This is a genomic window from Streptomyces sp. AMJ-169 (genome assembly GCF_055597585.1).
In genome coordinates, this window is record NZ_JBVLTJ010000007.1 from 397486 (window position 1) to 412720 (window position 15235).

A 15235-nucleotide genomic window follows, 5' to 3' on the forward strand; every position below is an offset into this window, starting at 1 on the left:
GAGTTATGGCCGATCCGCCGTCCACCCCATCGAGTGACAGATTCGTCGAACTGGCCGTAAAACCGTGCAATATACCCCCGCCCCATCCCCTCCGCACGCCCGGAGGCGCCCCTTCCGCCCCCCGCCTATCGTGGCCGTGGGAGGCAGCGATGCTGACGTGGAGACGCTGTGCGGTGACCGGCGCCGTCGTGCTCGGCCTCACCGGAGGCCAGGCGCAGGCGGCGACGGGCGGGGCCGGGCCCGATCTGGCGCGGTTCTACCGGCAGAAGGTCGCGTGGGCGGTGTGCGACGACCCCGCCGCCCCGAAGGACCTCCAGTGCGGCAAGGTCACCGTCCCCCTCGACTACGCCCGCCCGGCCGCCGGCACCCTCGACCTGGCGCTCGCCCGCTACCGGGCCACCGGCCGGCGCAAGGGCTCGGTGGTCCTGAACTTCGGCGGCCCGGGCGGCGCGGGCGTCCCCCAACTCGCGTACACGGAGAAGAACTTCGCCGACCTCACCAACGACTACGACGTGGTCTCCTTCGACCCGCGCGGAGTGGGCCGCTCCTCACCGGTGACCTGCGGCACCTGGAACGCGACCGAAGGCATCACCGCCGACCCCTCGGACCCCGTCACCCTCCTCGCCCAGGTCCGCGAGACCGCCGCCCGCTGCGCCCGCGCCTCGGGCCCGGTCCTCCCCCATATAGGAACGGTCGACGTCTCGCGCGATCTCGACGTGATCCGGGCCGCGTTGGGCGACGACCGCCTCAACTACCTGGGTTTCTCGTACGGAACGCGGCTCGGCGCGGTGTACGCGGCCCAATTCCCGCACCGGGTCGGCCGGTTCGCCCTCGACGGCGTCGACACCCTCACCGAACCCCTGACCGAACAGGCCAAGGCGGGCGCGGCCGGACAGCAGGTCGCGCTGGACGACTTCCTGGTCTGGTGCGCGCGACTCCCCAAGAACACACAGGCCACCACCTGCCCCCTGGGCCACGACTCCCGCACCGCCCGCGACGAGACCCTGCGCCTCATCCGCACCATGGACGCACACCCCGTCCCCCTGGGCCTGGACGGCCGGTTCACCGGCCAGGACCTCGTCGGCACCTTCGCCCAGGCCCTGTACAGCCGCCAGTGGTGGCCGGGCCTGGTCCGCGGCCTGGACCGGCTGATCCACTACGACGACCCGACCGGCGTACTGGCGTTCGCGGCAAACGGCGGCCAGGCGCCCGGACCCTCCCTGGGCCTGACCCCCAACTCCCCTGCCCCACAGGCCCACAGCCCCCTGGTCGACCCCCAGAACGTCCCCGCCGACAACCTCACCGCCGCCCTCATGGCGGTCAACTGCGCCGACGACCCCGACCGCCCCTCCGCCGCCCGCATCACCGCCGGACTCCCCGCCCTGCGCACCGCGTTCGAGCAGGCCTCGCCGGTCTTCGGCGACTACCGGCTGACGGAGGTCCTCATGTGCTACGGCCGCCCCAAGGGCACCGACTTCATCCGCGAGCGCGTGAAGGACGTCCCCACGCCGAAGATGCTGCTGGTCGGCACGCGCGGCGACCCGGCGACGCCGTACCGGTGGACGACGGAGACCGCGGCGCGGCTCGGGGCCTCGGCGGTCGTGCTCGACAACCGGGGCGAGGGGCACACGGGTTACCTGTCGTCGAAGTGCGTGCACCGGACCGTGGACGCCTTCCTGCGGGACGGGGCACTGCCGGCGGACGGAAGCTCGTGCGGCTCCGGCAACCCAAGCTCCGGAAGCCCCGGCTCCGGAAACCCCACTTCCGGCTCCGGTGACGACGGGTGAATCGTACGGACACTGGGCATGGGAACACGTGTCGCACGGCATGTGCACCTGTCCCTTCCGTCCCGCAACTCCCGTACTCCGTCTACGATTTGGCCACGCCAGCGCAGGTGGATGGCTGGTTTCCGCAGCCTCTCGCGGGGACGGTGGCATATGCCGGGCGCATCGCCTTAAGGTGTCTTGCCAAATCCCTTACACGGCGTCGCGGGCTGTGCAACAGTCGTAACGGCCCTTTCTGACCGCAGCCCCGGCCCGTACCGTCCCCGCATCGGAGTCGTCATGTCGTCCCCTCGCTCCGCGGACCGCTCCGCCGTCCAGCCGCCAGGTCGCGGCGCGGTCGACGCGCTGATAACGCAGGCGCGGCGGCTGCGGGGCGACGTGGACGCCGTCCGGCGTGACGCGCGCGGCGCCGGGCGCTGGGAGCGGGCGCTGTACGACCTGGCGCTGCATCAGCTCAGCGACCTGGACGACCACTTGGCGCAGCTGCGGGACGGCCCCGGGCCGCGGCGGGGGGCGCTGCTCAGCAAGGTGGGCAGCGCGGAGTGGAATCTGCTGACCGACGACGTCGTGTGGTCGGTGGAGTTCCACCGCATCCTCGGGCGCGACCCGGCCACGCCCGCGCTGACGCTGGACGAACTGCCGTCCCTGGTGCTGGAGGAGGACCGGCCGAAGCTGACGGCGATGGTCACGGACTGTCTCGTCGACGCCCGGCCGATCGACGGTGAGTTCCGTGTGGTGCGGCCCGACGGCGAGGTCCGGGCCGTGCACATGATGGGCGAGCCCGTGCTGGGCGCGGACGGCTGCACCGCCTCGATGTGGGCGGTGCTGCGCGACGTCAGCGAACTGCGGCGCAGTCAGCGGGCGGTGAGCGAGACCCGTGACTCGCACCGCCCCACAGGACGGCGTCCGCAGTCCGGCACGCGGCTCGCGGTCGAGTCGCAGGAGGCCGTGCTACCGCCCTGGCGCGGCTCCCTGCGGCTCCCGCGCCAGTCCCCGGCCGCGCTGGAGGTGGCCGCCCGCTACCTGCCCGCACCGGCCGGCTCACTGATCGGCGCGGACTGGTACGACACCCTCCAACTCCCCGACGGCGACCTGCTGTTGACGGTCGGTTCGCTCACCGGGCAGGGTCCGGCGGTGACGTCGACGATGGCGATGCTGCTGGGCGCGCTGCGCGGGATGGCGCTGGCCGGGACCGAACCGGGCCGTCTGATGGGCCTGTTGAACCAGCTCCTGGAAGCGACCGCCCACCCGTCCCTGGGCAGCGCGGTCTGCTGCCGCTACCGCCCGGCGACCCGCACCCTGACCTGGTCCCAGGCGGGCGACTGCACCCCCCTGCTGTACCGGTCCGGGACGGGCAGCCTGCTGAGCCACCCCAACTCCCCGCTGCTGGGCACCAGTTCGGACACGGCGTACGAGGAGTCGGCGGCCCTCCTGGAACCGGACGACCTGCTGGTCCTGCACACCGACGGCCTCCTCCCGCCCGGCGCCTCCCCGGCCTCCTTACTGTCCCTGACCCCGCCCGCGACGGCAGGGGAACTGCTCGCACTGGTGACCGAGGCGCACGAGGGGCCGGGCGCCACCCGCGAGGACGCGGCGTGCGTACTGGCGGCGCGGGTGACGCCATAAAGCCGTAGGCCATAAAGCCGTAGGCCATAAAGCCGCAGCCCCACAGAGCCGTCGTAGCCCTATGCCAGCCCCGAAGCCCCCCCTCCCCGTCCCCCCTTCGACCTCGGCAGCGCCTGCTTGATCTCCTCCCGCAGGGCGCTGACCTTCGGATCGCCCGCGTACCGCGCGGTGAGCCGGTACATGTCGGCGAGCCGGTCCCAGGTGCGCAGCGAGGAGTTGGCGCCCATGGAGGCGAGCGCGAGCCGGGCGTAGTGCTCGCCCCGGTCTGGGGCGCCCTCGATGAAGGCGGCGGAGGCGACCGACAGGTAGTCGAAGATCTTCGACCGCTGCTGGGGGTCGCCGCGCAGCGCGATGGCCCGGTCGGCGAAGTAGCGCGCCTGCCCGGCGGCGCCCGGCTCGTGCTCGGCGAGCGTGCGGTAGGCGAGGCCCTGCATGCCGTACAGGTCCGCCTCGTTGAACAGCTGCATCCAGCTCGGCGGGGGTACGTCGCCCTTGTCGGCGGCGAAGAGCTCCTCGGCCTCGCCGAGGGTGCGGCGCATGGCCTGGCCCTTGCCCTCGGCGGCGAGCGCCCAGGCCTCGACGGTGCGGAACATGGCCCGGGTGCGCGGCAGGGTGTCGGGTCCCGCGCCGGACTGGGCCAGTCTCATCAGGTCGAGGGCTTCGCCGGGCCGGTTCAGGTGGATCATCTGGCGGGCCGCGCGCGACAGTGCCTCACTGGCGCGGGGGCGGTCGCCGCCCTCGCGGGCCGCGTGCGCGGCGATGAGGAAGTACTTCTGGGCGGTGGGTTCGAGGCCGACGTCGTGGGACATCCAGCCGGCGAGGACGGCGAGGTTGGCGGCGACGCCCCACAGGCGGCGCTGGAGGTGCGGGGGGTGGCGGTAGGCGAGCATACCGCCCACCTCGTTGAGCTGGCCGACCACCGCCTTGCGCTGGAGGCCGCCGCCGCGGGCGGCGTCCCAGGCGCGGAACACCTCCACGGAGCGTTCCAGCGCCTCGATCTCCTCGGCCCCGATGGGGGCGGCCTCGTAGCGGTCGAATCCGGCGGGGTCGACGTTCGTCGGGTGGTCGAGTACGGGGGCATCGGCGGAGAGGATGGGGTCGGTGTGCAGCCAGTCGTACATGGCTGTGCTGAGGGCGGAGCCCGCGGCGAGCGCGGCGCCCGCGCCCACCAGGCCGCGTCGGTTGAGCATGAGGTCCATTCCCGTGAATTCGGTGAGGAACGCGACCGTCCGGTCGGGCGTCCACGGCACCCCGTCGGGGCGCTCCGCGCTCCCGCCGCTCAGCCGTTTCCCCGGGCGCCCGTGCCGGACCAGACCGAGGTCCTCGATGGTCACGACACGGCCGAGACGCTCGGTGAACAGGGCCGCCAGCACCCGCGGCACCGGATCGCGCGGGATCTCGCCCGTGTCGATCCACCGCCGCACCCGCGAGGTGTCGGTGGACAGCTGGGGGTGGCCCATGGCCGCCGCCTGCCGGTTCACCAGTCTCGCGAGTTCGCCCTTGGACCAGCCGGCCAGGCCGAACAGGTCCGCCAGGCGGGTGTTGGGTTCTCCGCTCACGTCAAGCCCCCAGGTTCTCGGCTGAGTTGACAGTAGCCCGGGGTTTCTTGCCGGGCGACTATTCGCCAGGGTTCGCCAGGGTCCGCCACATGGTGTGCCACCGCCGTCCGGGTGTCAGGTAGGAAAGCGCCACCCCGACCCGGCCGCCCGGGGAACACTCCCCAGGGTGCACCCGGCGGCCGGGCCGGGAGGCGCACTGTCGTCGCAGGCACACGAAGGGATCTGTCCTCCCATGTACGCAGCATCGTCCTCCGTGTCCGCCCCGCCACGGCCGCCGTACCCCCGCCAGAGCGGCCCCTTCCTGGACCCCTCCCGGCCCGCGGCCGGCGCTCCGGGCGTGGGCCGGCCCCGCCGTCCGGCGGGCGCCGGTACCCCTCCGCTCAGCGGGAGACTCGACTTGTCCGGCCCCCAGGGCACGCAGTTGCGCGCGGCGATCGCGGCGGTGCACCGGATCTGCCCGGAGTTCGCTCCCGTGCAGGTGCTGCGCCGCAGCGGCCGTTCGGTGCTGCTCGTCGGTACGACGGGGCGCAAGCCGGCCGTCGCGAAGTGTTTACTGGACCACTCGCCGGTGTGGACCGAGCGCAGCCGGCACGAGATAGCGGCCTACCGCACGTTCGTCCGGCACCGGCCGCCGGTGCGGGCGCCGCGGCTGATCGCGGCCGACCCGGAGGCGGGCGTCCTCGTCATCGAGCGGATGCCGGGCCGGGTGGCGGCCCTCCAGCGCCACCCCGTCGAGCCGCCGCCGCGCCAGGACGTGCGGGCGGCGCTGGGCGCGATCTACCGGCTGAACACCTGGCGGCCCCCGGCCGGCACGTTCGACGCGCCGCTGGACTACGCGGCCCGCATCAGCCGCGACCACGAGCTGGGGCTGCTCACCGACCGCGACCTCGGTGACCTCCAGAAGCTGCTGCACGGCATCGCGCAGACCGCGGGCCGGCAGGGGATGGGCCAGTTCTGCCACGGTGACGCGCTGCTGTCGAACATGCTGCTGTCCCCGGCGGGCGCGGTGCTGGTCGACTGGGAGCACGCGGGCTGGTACCTGCCGGGCTACGACCTGGCGGTGCTGTGGTCGGTGCTGGGCGCGGACCCGGAGGCCCGCCGGCACATCAGCCAGCTCGCCCAGGCGGCGGGCCCGGCGGCGCGCGACGCGTTCCTGGTCAATCTGATGCTGGTGCTGACGCGGGAGATCCGGACCTACGAGACGGCGGTGCAGCGCGCCCTGAACGACCCGCCCCCGGTCTCCGCCCACCCGGGCGCCCTGCCGTCGGGCGAGGAACAGCGGCTGCTGCTGCGCCGGTTGCACGACGACGCGCAGCTCGCCCGGGGTGCCGTGCGCGCGGCGGTCGGCACCCGCTGAGACCACCTGGCGGCAGGGGCCGCGGGCGCGCCAGAGCGGCGGCGCGCCCGCGGTCCCTGAAGAGATGACAGGCGCGGCGAATCAGGGCGAACCACCTGTGTACGGGCATGCTTGACGGACTGTCGGCTCATCGGTACGAAAGCCGTGTCCGCTCCCCGATCCCCACAGGAGACCCCTCGTGCGCCCACCTTCCCCCGCCCGTTCCAGACGTGTCCCCCGAGCCGCCGGCGCCCTCGCGTCGGCGGCTCTGCTGCTGCCGCTGCTGGGCGCCGCCCCGGCCCCGGCGGCGCCGCGCCACCCGCTCCAGGAGGCGTTCACCGAGGCGGCCGGCGCCTATCACGTGCCGCGCAGCGTCCTGCTGGCCGTCTCCTACCTCCAGTCCCGCTGGGACACCCACGCGGGCGCGCCGAGCGTGACCGGCGGCTACGGCCCGATGCACCTGACGGACGCCCGCACGGCGCTCGCGGCGGCCGGCCAGCATCACACCAGGGGCACCGAGGACCCGCGCGGCGACAGCGCCCGCGCCGCCCTGGACCTCACCGAGCGCCCGACCCCGGCGGAGGGCCTGCCGCCCCGTCTGACGACCCTGAACAAGGCGGCGGGCCTGACCGGTCTGAGCGCCGACGCCCTGCGCTCGGACCCGGCGGCGAACATCGAGGGCGGCGCCGCCCTCCTGGCCGACGCCCAGCACGACCTGGGCGAACCCCTGAGCGCGGACCCGGCGCAGTGGTACGGCGCGGTGGCCCGCTTCTCCGGCGCCGACGACACGGCGACCGCCGCCGCGTACGCGGATGACGTGTACGAGGTGCTGCGCGCCGGCGAGGAGCGGGCGACGGACTCCGGTGAGCGGGTGGCGCTGGCCGCGCGTCCCGATGTGCGGCCCGAGCGGGCGCAGCTGGCGCACTCGGGGCTGCGGGCGTCGGCGGCGGACGGCACGGAGTGCCCGGCGAAGGTGTCCTGCGAGTGGATCCCGGCGCCCTACCAGCAGTTCGGGAACAACGACTACGGCAACCACGATCTGGCGGACCGCCCGGCGTCCCAGAGAATCCGGTACATCGTCATCCATGACACGGAGGGCGCCTGGGCCGGGGTCCTGAACCTGATCCAGGACCCGACGTACGTGTCGTGGCACTACACGCTGCGTTCGACGGACGGTCACATCGCGCAGCACGTGAGGACGAAGGACGTGGCCTGGCACGCGGGCAACTGGGACGTCAACGCGCGCTCGGTCGGCCTGGAGCACGAGGGTTTCCTGGCCCGCCCGGACGCCTGGTACACGGAGGCGATGTACCGCGCCTCGGCCCGCCTGGTGCGCTATCTGGCGGCGCGGTTCGACATCCCGCTGGACCGGCAGCACATCCTGGGCCATGACAACGTGCCCGGCACGACGGCGTCGACGATCCCGGGGATGCACACCGACCCGGGCCCGTACTGGGACTGGCGGCACTACTTCGAGCTGCTGGGCGCCCCGATCCGCGCGGACCAGAGCCAGCTGGGCGGACTGGTGACGATCCGCCCCGACTACGCGGCGAACCGGCCGGTGTACACGGGCTGCGAGACCAAGGGCGAGCCCTGCGCGGCGCACGGCTCCAGCGAGGTCCGGCTGTACTCGGGGCCCGGCGATTCGTACCCGCTGGTCAAGGACATCGGGATCGGTACGGCGCCCACGACCGGTGTCAACGACCTGTCGTCGCGCGTCTCGACGGGCCAGAGCTACGCCGTCGCGGACCGGCGGGGTGACTGGACGGCGATCTGGTACCTCGGGCAGAAGGCCTGGTTCAAGAACCCGGACAAGGGGGCGGCGGCCGTGCGCTCGGCGGGGCTCGTCGCGGTGGCGAAGCCGGGACGGGCCTCGGTGCCGGTGTACGGGCGGGCCTACCCGGAGGCGTCCGCGTATCCGAAGGGCGTCCCCGTGCAGGAGGTGTCGCCGCTGCCGTACACGCTGCCGCGGGGGCAGGCGTACGTGGTCGGTGCGAAGGTGCCGTCCGAGTACTTCTACTCGGTGACCTTCGACACCGCCGCGCACCGGGTCGTCACCGGCAAGGACGTGTACTACGAGATCCAGTACGGGCACCGGGTCGCGTTCGTGCGCGCGGCCGATGTGGATGTGGTGCCGTCGGTCCGGAAGTAGCCGCTCAGCCCTGCTGTCTCAGCCCTGCTGGAAGAGCTCCGCCGGGAGTGGTTTCAGCAGGGCGTAGAGGTCGTCGGTGATGGGGCGGTCCCAGGCGGCGATGGTCACCAGGACGTTGTCGCTGCGGTCGAACTGGACGCAGGAGATGCGGCCTTCGGAGAGTTTCAGGCGGCGCACGATGAGGAGGTTGTCGCCCTGCATGACGGGGATGTCCTCGGTGCCGGTGACGGTGACCTCCTCGTCGTTCTCCAGCGCGAGGAGCAGCTGGGCGACCTCGAAGGGGATCTCGCCGTCGGCGGTCTCGCGGGCCGGGGAGCCCTCGGGGAGGTTGCCGATGATCATCGCGGGGCCGCGCCCGCCGAAGAGGTCGTAGCGCAGGAAGACGCCCTGGCAGGTGCCGTCCGGGGCGGGGAGGAGACCGGCGCCGAGGTTCCCGGGCCAGTCGCCCGGGTCCATGGCCAGTACGTCGAATTCAGGCCCGGCGGGGGTCGCGCTGCGGCGGCGGAGGAACGACATACGGCCATCGTACGGGGTTGCCGCTGTGTCTTCCCTGGGGGCAACCCCCGGACCTCCGGCAGAAAAGCGGGTCGGCTCAGGTGAGCGGTATGGACATCTCGGGGCGAACTTCGCGCGGGGGCGGACCCCGTGGGCCCGCCCCGTCCTGTCAGGTGAGGTCGAACTCGCCCTCGCGGGCCCCCGACACGAACGCGCCCCACTCCGCGGGCGTGAAGATCAGGGACGGGCTCTCGGGCCGGCCGCTGTTGCGCATCGCGATGAATCCCTCGACGAAGGCGATCTGGACATCCCCCCGCCCGCGGCTTCCGGGCTGCCACTCGGCTTTGCTCAGATCGAGTTCCGGCTTGTCCCAGCCCGCGAACGGCTGCTGGATGGTGCTCTCGGCCACGTCCGTGCTCCTCCCGGTTCCGTCGTCCGCGGGCCAGCCTAGCGATCGGCCGCAGGCGCCGACAGTGCACGTCGTACGTCCCTTTCAGGACGTGGGGGCGGTGGCCGCGACGAGCCACATGGAGAAGAACTGGGCGCCGCCGCCGTAGGCGTGGCCGAGGACCTTGCGGGCGCCGTCGACCTGGTGTTCTCCGGCCTGGCCGCGGACCTGGAGGGCGGCCTCGGCGAAGCGGATCATGCCGGAGGCGCCGATGGGGTTGGTGGACAGGACGCCGCCGGACATGTCGACGGGGAGGTCGCCGCCGAGTTCGGTGACGCCCGACTCGGTGAGCTTCCAGCCCTCCCCCTCCGCGGCGAAGCCGAGGTTCTCCAGCCACATGGGCTCGTACCAGGAGAACGGCACGTACATCTCGACGGCGTCGATCTCGCGGCGCGGGTCGGTGATGCCGGCCTGACGGTAGACGTCGGCGGCACAGTCGCTCCCGGCGCGCGGGGAGACGGCGTCCTTGCCGGCGAAGAGGGTGGGTTCGCTGCGCATGGCGCCGCCGTGCAGCCAGGCGGGCGGCCGGGGTGAACGGGCCGCGCCCGTACGGTCGGTGAGGATCATCGCGCAGGCGCCGTCGGAGGAGGGGCAGGTCTCGGAGTAGCGGATGGGGTCCCACAGCATGGGCGAGGACTGGACCTTCTCCAGGGTCAGGCCGTGCTCGTGGAGGTGGGCGTAAGGGTTTTTGAGGGCGTTGCGGCGGTCCTTGTAGGCGACGAGGGAGCCGATGGTGTCGGGGGCGCCGCTGCGCCGCATGTAGGCGCGCACGTGCGGGGCGAAGAAGCCGCCCGCGCCGGCCAGCAGGGGCTGCTGGAAGGGGATGGGCAGGGAGAGCCCCCACATGGCGTTGGACTCGGACTGTTTCTCGAAGGCGAGGGTGAGGACGGTGGTGTGGACGCGGGAGGCGACAAGTCCCGCCGCGACAAGGGCTGTTGAGCCTCCCACGCTGCCGGCGGTGTGCACGCGCAGCATCGGCTTCCCCACCGCCCCGAGCGCGTCGGCGAGGTACAGCTCGGGCATCATGACGCCCTCGAAGAAGTCGGGCGCCTTGCCGATGACGACGGCGTCGATGTCGGCCCACGTCAACTCGGCGTCGGTCAGCGCGCGTTGGGCCGCCTCGCGGACGAGTCCGGCGAGGGAGACGTCCCGGCGCGCGGCGACGTGCCTGGTCTGGCCGACGCCGACGACGGCCACGGGTTCCTTGCTCATCGGAGGTCCCCCTCAAGTACGGCGACCAGGTTCTGCTGGAGACAGGGCCCCGAGGTGGCGTGGGCGAGGGCGCGGTCGGCCTCGCCCCGGTGGACACGGGCGGCGGCCTCGCCGATGCGGATGAGCCCCGCGGCCATGACGGGGTTGGCGGCGAGCGCGCCGCCGGAGAGGTTGACGCGGACACTGTCGTCGAGCTTCAGCGCCTTGCGCAGCACCACCTCCTGGGAACTGAAGGGCGCATGCAACTCGGCCGTATCCACCGGCCGTTCGAAGACTCCGGCCTTCTCGGCGGCGAGCCGGGTGGAGGGCGAGTCGGTGAGATCGCGCACGCCCAGGGAGTGGGCCTCGATGCGGTGGTCGGCGCCGCGGATCCAGGCGGGCCGGTCGCACAGCGCGCGGGCCCTGTCCCCGGCGGCGAGAATCACGGCGGCGGCCCCGTCGCCGACCGGCGGGCAGTCTCCGGCCCGCAGCGGCCGGACCACGTAGTCGCCCTGCGGATGTGAACCGCGTTGCTGGGCATGGGGGTTGAGGGTGGCGGCGCGGCGGCTGCGGGCGGCGATCCCGGCGAGGGCGCGTTCGTCGGTGTCGCCCGCATCGATGAGGGCCTGCGCCTGGAGGGCGGCGAGCGCGATCGCGTCGGGCCACAGGGGGGCGACGTAGTAGGGGTCGAGCTGGCGGGTGAGGACGTCGCGGACGGTGCCGGGCGAGGACTTGCCGTAGGCGTAGACGAGCGCGGTGTCGGCGTCGCCGGTGAGGAGTTTCGTCCAGGCCTCGTACAGGGCCCAGGCGCCGTCCATCTCGACGTGCGACTCGGAGATGGGGGGCCAGGCGCCGACGCCGTCGAGGGCGAGGGTGAAGGAGAAGGCGCGGCCGGCGAGGTAGTCGCTGGAGCCGGAGCAGGTGAAGCCGATGTCGGCGGTCTTGAGGCCGGTGCGGTCGAGGACCTCGTGCAGGACCGGCATGAGCAGCTCGACCTCGGAGGACTCCTCCGTCGTGCGCCGGGTGCCGGTCTGGGCGAAGGCGACGACCGCGATGTCCCGGGTCACATCTGCTCCTTGTAGGTCTCGTAGTCCGCGTCCGGTTCGCCGCTGGGCCGGTAGTGGTCGGGGAAGCGGGCGCCCTGCGTCCAGACCGGCTCGACGCGCAGGCCCATGCGGACCTGGTCGTAGGGCAGGCCGGCGATCCGCGCGTGCAGGGCGAGGTCGGCGCCGTCGAGGGCGATGTGGGCGTAGACGTAAGGGACTTCGATGTCCAGGTTCTTCGCCTTGATGTTGACGATGCAGAAGGTGGTGACCGTGCCGCGTGGGCCGACCTCGACCTGTTCGGCGGTCGCGACCCCGCAGGTGGGGCAGGCGCCGCGCGGCGGTACGTAGACCTTACGGCAGCGGGGGCAGCGCTCACCGACCGTGCGCCGCTCGGCGAGCGCGGCGAGGTAGCCGGTCTGGGCGCGGCCGGGCGAGTAGGTGTAGTCGAGCCGGGCGGGGGCGACGACGCCGGTGACCGGATTCTCGAACTCGCCGGTGTGGCCGGTGAGTTCGGGCGTCGGACCGGCGTACGGCTCGAAGCAGGCGATGTCGGTGATGGCGCCCGTCCGCTCCTCGGCCCATCTGATCCGGACCCGCATGCCGGTGTGGACCTCGGGTGCGTCGACGGCGTGCAGGAGGGCGGTGCCGGCGCCGTCGAGGCGGACGAGGGCCCAGGCGAAGGGGGTGTCCAGGGGCTGTCCCCGGCGGGGGCGGTGGTTGAAAGCCCAGGTGGTGACGGTGCCGGTGGGGGCGATCTCGACGAGGTCGCGCAGTTCGGCGGCGGTGACGGGGTCGTATTCGGCCGGCGGGACCAGGATCCGGCCGTCGGTGGCGCGGACGCCGAGGACGACGCGTTCGCGCAGGCCGGTGAGGAAGGCGCGCTGCACGGGGCCGAGGGAGCGGGTGAAGGGGAACTCCACGACGAGCGGGGCCTTGAGGACTTCCGGCACGGTGAACTTCCCTTCGGTCAGGCCCGCTTGTAGACAGGGGCGCGTTTCTCGGCGAAGGCGCGGGTGCCTTCCTTGGCGTCCTCGGTGTCGAACACCGGCCAGCCGCGCCGGAGTTCGGCGGCGAGCGCGTCGGCTTCGGTGAGGTCGGCGCTCTCGTACACGGACGCCTTGACCGCCTCGACCGCCAACGGGCCGCAGGCGTTGACCAGTTCGGCGATCTCCAGGGCCTTGGCCAGGGCGGTGCCGTCGGGCACGACATGTCCGATCAGGCCGATCGCGGCGGCCTCGCGGGCGGTGTAGGGGCGGCCGGTGAGCAGCATCTCCAGGGCGTGGGTGCGCGGGATCTGCCGCTGGAGCCGGACAGTTGAGCCGCCGATCGGGAAGAGGCCGCGCTTCACCTCGTACAGGCCGAAGGTCGCGGACTCGGCCGCGACGCGGATGTCGGTGCCCTGGAGCATCTCGGTGCCGCCGGCGACGCAGTGGCCCTCGACGGCGGCGATGACCGGTTTGCGCGGGCGGTGGTGGCGCAGCATCGCCTTCCAGTGCAGGTCGGGGTCGGCTTTGAGGCGGTCGCGGTAGTGCTCGCCGACGATGCCGTCGCCGGCGAGGGCCTTGAGGTCCATGCCGGCGCAGAAGGTGCCGCCGGCGCCGGTGAAGACGACCGAGCGGACGCTGTCGTCCGCGTCGGCCTCCAGCCAGCCGTCGTGCAGGCCGACCAGCATGGGCAGCGAGAGGGCGTTCCTCGCCTCGGGGCGGTTGAGGGTGAGGACGAGGGTGGCGCCCTCGCGGGTGACCGTGAGGTGTTCGGTACCGCTCATAGGTTTCTCCCCGACTCGGCCTTCGGTGGAACAGGTTGCAGGAGCCGGGTGGGCACTTCAAGGGGCGGCCGGCGACTTTCTGACAGTCAGTCAGATTTCTCGGCCGTGAGCCTTCCCAGTTGTGGCCCCCTTTGCTCTGATGACCGGCGAGCCGAGGTCAGGAGGAGCGGTGGAGTACAACCTTGCCGACCTGTTCGAGTCGGTCGTCGACGCGGTCCCGGGGCGTGCGGCGCTCGCGTACTTCGACCTGCCGGGCTCGGGCGCCGAACGGCGGCTGACGTACGCGGAGTTGGACGCGGCGGCCAACCGGATCGGCCGTCAGCTGCTGGAGCGCGGGGTGCGGCCGGGCGAGCATGTCGGGCTGCATCTCTACAACGGTGTGGAGTACCTCCAGACGGCGCTCGGCTGTCTGAAGGCGCGGGTCGTGCCGGTGAACGTCAACTACCGGTACGTGGAAGACGAGTTGGTGTATCTGTACCGGGACGCCGACCTCGTCGGGCTGGTCTTCGACACGGAGTTCGAGGACCGGGTGCGGGCGGCGCTGCCGCGTACGCCGGGGTTGCGGCTGCTGCTGAGAGTGGGCGAGGGGCAGCTCGGGGACGACTTCGCGCAGCTGCCGGAGGCGGACGGGCGGGAGTTTCCCGAGCGGTCGCCGGACGACCGGTTCATCATCTACACCGGGGGCACGACGGGGATGCCGAAGGGGGTGATGTGGCGTCAGGAGGACTTGTTCTTCGCCGGGTTGGGCGGGGGCGCGCCGACCGGGGAGCCGGTGAAAAAGCCGGAGGAACTGGCGGAGCGGGTCGCGGCGGGCGGATCGGGGATCACCTTCTTCCCCATGCCGCCGCTGATGCACGGCACCTCCACCCTGACCGCGTTCATCGGCTTCAACTTCGGCCAACGCGTCGTCCTGCACCGCAAGTTCACCCCCGAGGACGCGCTGCGCACGATCGCCCGGGAGAAGGTCAACGCCGTCTCCCTGGTCGGCGACGCGATGCTGCGCCCGCTGCTCGACACTCTCGCCGGCCCGCTGCGCGGCACCGACTGCTCGTCCCTCTTCAGCGTCTCCTCGTCCGGCGCGATCATGTCCGACCCGGTCCGCGAGCAGTTCCGCGTCCTGTTGCCGAACGCCGTGCTGCTCAACAACTTCGGCTCCTCCGAGTCCGGCTTCAACGGCACCGCGACCGACGACGCGAGCCTGGAGCGGGGTTTCCGGGTGCGGGTCAACTCCCGTACCCAGGTGGTCGATCCGGCGACGTACGAGCCGGTGCCCCCGGGCGAGGTGGGCCGGGTGGCGCAGCGCGGGCACGTCCCCCTGGGCTACTACAACGACCCGCGGAAAACGGCCGAGACCTTCTTCACCCGCGACGGTGTCCGCTGGGTCCTGCTGGGCGACATGGCGACGGTGGACACGGACGGCGTGGTGACCGTCCTGGGCCGGGGCTCCCAGTGCATCAACACGGGCGGCGAGAAGGTCTACCCGGAGGAGGTCGAACACGCCCTGAAGGCCCACCCGGACGTGTACGACGCCCTGGTCGCCGGCGTCCCCGACCCGCGCTGGGGCAGCCATGTCGCGGCGGTGGTCCAACTCCGGCCGGGCGTACAGGAGTTGACGTTGAGCGACGTACAGACGCACTGCCGGGTCAGCCTCGCCGGGTACAAGGTGCCCCGGCAGCTGGTCATCGCCGAGACGATCCGCCGCTCGCCGAGCGGGAAGGCGGACTACCGGTGGGCCAGGGAGGTGGCGACGGAGGCGGACGGGTAGCGGCGGCTTGATTTCTGTCCGGAAACCACCGGATCGTTCACTTGCGAGGCCCGCCCCCGGCTGGA

Annotated in this window: 12 protein-coding genes; 5 read left to right on the top strand and 7 right to left on the bottom strand. The window is 72.6% G+C overall.

The window, feature by feature from the left end; genetic code table 11:
- The first annotated feature begins 149 nt into the window (after positions 1 to 149).
- Both ACYUD3_RS20180 and ACYUD3_RS20185 read left to right on the top strand, forming a co-directional pair.
- Positions 150 to 1787 carry an alpha/beta hydrolase gene (locus ACYUD3_RS20180; protein WP_470971767.1) on the top strand — a complete coding sequence of 546 codons (1638 nt, stop codon included), beginning with the start codon at positions 150 to 152 and terminating at the stop codon, positions 1785 to 1787.
- A 276-nt stretch (positions 1788 to 2063) separates the two neighbouring features.
- Entirely contained in the window at positions 2064 to 3410 is a 1347-nt protein-coding gene (locus ACYUD3_RS20185) for a PP2C family protein-serine/threonine phosphatase (RefSeq protein ID WP_470971769.1), read from the top strand.
- A 59-nt stretch (positions 3411 to 3469) separates the two neighbouring features.
- Here the strand turns inward: ACYUD3_RS20185 and ACYUD3_RS20190 are convergent, their stop codons facing one another.
- Positions 3470 to 4969 (bottom strand): DNA-binding protein NsdB, encoded by a 1500-nt coding sequence (locus tag ACYUD3_RS20190; RefSeq protein WP_470971770.1) that lies wholly within the window; start codon positions 4967 to 4969, stop codon positions 3470 to 3472.
- 232 nt (positions 4970 to 5201) lie between these two features.
- Here ACYUD3_RS20190 and ACYUD3_RS20195 point away from each other — a divergent pair, with 232 nt between their 5' ends.
- Both ACYUD3_RS20195 and ACYUD3_RS20200 read left to right on the top strand, forming a co-directional pair.
- On the top strand, positions 5202 to 6326 hold the full coding sequence (locus tag ACYUD3_RS20195) for an aminoglycoside phosphotransferase family protein (RefSeq protein ID WP_470971771.1): 1125 nt from the start codon (positions 5202 to 5204) through the stop codon (positions 6324 to 6326).
- 178 nt (positions 6327 to 6504) lie between these two features.
- The gene (locus tag ACYUD3_RS20200; RefSeq protein WP_470971773.1) at positions 6505 to 8457 is read left to right on the top strand and encodes an N-acetylmuramoyl-L-alanine amidase; all 1953 of its coding nucleotides are present in this window, start codon (positions 6505 to 6507) and stop codon (positions 8455 to 8457) included.
- Between the two features lie 18 nt (positions 8458 to 8475).
- Here ACYUD3_RS20200 and ACYUD3_RS20205 read toward each other — a convergent pair whose 3' ends face one another.
- The 6 genes from ACYUD3_RS20205 to ACYUD3_RS20230 form a co-directional block, all read right to left on the bottom strand.
- A complete protein-coding gene (locus ACYUD3_RS20205; RefSeq protein WP_470971775.1) occupies positions 8476 to 8973 on the bottom strand; it encodes a hypothetical protein in 498 nt (165 codons plus the stop codon).
- A 148-nt stretch (positions 8974 to 9121) separates the two neighbouring features.
- Positions 9122 to 9361 carry a DUF397 domain-containing protein gene (locus ACYUD3_RS20210; RefSeq protein ID WP_470971777.1) on the bottom strand — a complete coding sequence of 80 codons (240 nt, stop codon included), beginning with the start codon at positions 9359 to 9361 and terminating at the stop codon, positions 9122 to 9124.
- An 84-nt stretch (positions 9362 to 9445) separates the two neighbouring features.
- The gene (locus tag ACYUD3_RS20215) at positions 9446 to 10612 is read right to left on the bottom strand and encodes a thiolase domain-containing protein (RefSeq protein WP_470971779.1); all 1167 of its coding nucleotides are present in this window, start codon (positions 10610 to 10612) and stop codon (positions 9446 to 9448) included.
- Positions 10609 to 11658, bottom strand: coding sequence for a thiolase domain-containing protein (locus ACYUD3_RS20220; protein ID WP_470971780.1), 1050 nt, complete (start codon positions 11656 to 11658; stop codon positions 10609 to 10611). The genes ACYUD3_RS20215 and ACYUD3_RS20220 overlap by 4 nt, the downstream gene beginning before the upstream one ends.
- The gene (locus ACYUD3_RS20225; protein ID WP_470971782.1) at positions 11655 to 12587 is read right to left on the bottom strand and encodes a Zn-ribbon domain-containing OB-fold protein; all 933 of its coding nucleotides are present in this window, start codon (positions 12585 to 12587) and stop codon (positions 11655 to 11657) included. Before ACYUD3_RS20225 ends, ACYUD3_RS20220 begins: the two co-directional genes overlap by 4 nt.
- 17 nt (positions 12588 to 12604) lie before the next feature.
- Positions 12605 to 13405 carry a crotonase/enoyl-CoA hydratase family protein gene (locus tag ACYUD3_RS20230; protein ID WP_470971784.1) on the bottom strand — a complete coding sequence of 267 codons (801 nt, stop codon included), beginning with the start codon at positions 13403 to 13405 and terminating at the stop codon, positions 12605 to 12607.
- A 169-nt stretch (positions 13406 to 13574) separates the two neighbouring features.
- Here ACYUD3_RS20230 and ACYUD3_RS20235 point away from each other — a divergent pair, with 169 nt between their 5' ends.
- Positions 13575 to 15170 carry an acyl-CoA synthetase gene (locus ACYUD3_RS20235; protein ID WP_470971786.1) on the top strand — a complete coding sequence of 532 codons (1596 nt, stop codon included), beginning with the start codon at positions 13575 to 13577 and terminating at the stop codon, positions 15168 to 15170.
- Positions 15171 to 15235 lie beyond the last annotated feature (65 nt).

Coding starts and splice junctions, on each gene's coding strand:
- ACYUD3_RS20205 (WP_470971775.1), bottom strand. CDS start 8,973: ATGTCGTTCCTCCGCCGCCGCAGCGCGACCCCCGCCGGGCCTGAATTC.
- ACYUD3_RS20230 (WP_470971784.1), bottom strand. CDS start 13,405: ATGAGCGGTACCGAACACCTCACGGTCACCCGCGAGGGCGCCACCCTC.
- ACYUD3_RS20215 (WP_470971779.1), bottom strand. CDS start 10,612: ATGAGCAAGGAACCCGTGGCCGTCGTCGGCGTCGGCCAGACCAGGCAC.
- ACYUD3_RS20185 (WP_470971769.1), top strand. CDS start 2,064: ATGTCGTCCCCTCGCTCCGCGGACCGCTCCGCCGTCCAGCCGCCAGGT.
- ACYUD3_RS20195 (WP_470971771.1), top strand. CDS start 5,202: ATGTACGCAGCATCGTCCTCCGTGTCCGCCCCGCCACGGCCGCCGTAC.
- ACYUD3_RS20180 (WP_470971767.1), top strand. CDS start 150: ATGCTGACGTGGAGACGCTGTGCGGTGACCGGCGCCGTCGTGCTCGGC.